Annotated in this window: 1 protein-coding gene; it reads left to right on the forward strand. The window is 77.2% G+C overall.

Features of this window, described 5'->3' with window-relative positions:
• Positions 1–92: 92 nt before the first annotated feature.
• Entirely contained in the window at positions 93–782 is a 690-nt protein-coding gene (locus FNQ90_RS25285) for a hypothetical protein (RefSeq protein ID WP_407699447.1), read from the forward strand.
• Positions 783–847 lie beyond the last annotated feature (65 nt).

The following is an 847-nucleotide window of genomic DNA, read 5'->3' on the forward strand; positions in this document are numbered from 1 at the left end:
GGCCGGGAGGGGGGAACGCCGGTGGGCTTCCGACCCTACCGCTCCCGCAGGGGGGCCGGCCCGTTTCGACTCGGCATGGCACACTCGCCTCGATGGACGCCTCCGACACCGGTATACGCAGCGTGCGCGCCGCGGTCTTCACCGCGATGTGCCTCGCGCCGTCCATCGGTGCGCACGTGCTGCTCACCGGCCGGCCGCTGCCGGTCGGCACGGTCGTCGGGGTCGCCCTGGCCGTCTTCCTCCTCGTCTGGCTGCTGGCCGGGCGGGAGCGCGGCTTCCTGCGGATCGCCGCCCTGCTGGTGCCGCTGGAACTGTCCGCCGACGCGCTGTTCACCAGCGGTCAGGTGGCCTGCTTCGAGCAGCACGGGCAGGCGGCCGGCGCCACGCTCGGCGGGCCGCTGCGCCTGGCCGGCATCGACCTGATGTGCGCGGGCGGCGAACTGGGCACCCCCCTCGCCCGCTGGGCGGCGGGGGCCGAGACCGCCGTGCACCCGGCGGCCCCGTGGATCCTGCTGACGGTGCACGTCGGCATCGGTCTGGGTGCCGCCGCGTGGTTGCGCTGCGGTGAGGCGGCCCTGGCCCGGTTGTTCACCGCCGCCGTGGCCGCCGGTTTCCGTCCGCTGAGCCTGGCGCGGACGCTGCTGCGGGTCCCGCTGCCGGCCGACGCCGGCGTGTCCGCCCCGCCGGCCCGGACACCGTTCCGGGTCCTTCCGTCGACCGGGCGCCCGGCCGGTGACCCGGTCTCCCGTCGGGGTCCCCCCGAGGTCGTGCCGGCGGCCTGATCCGGCCCGATCGCCGGCATTCGGCGTGCGCACGGCCCCGGCCCCGAACCGGCCCGACCCTCTCC

The sequence above is a fragment of the Streptomyces alkaliphilus genome, assembly GCF_014141535.1.
GTDB lineage: Bacteria > Actinomycetota > Actinomycetes > Streptomycetales > Streptomycetaceae > Streptomyces > Streptomyces alkaliphilus.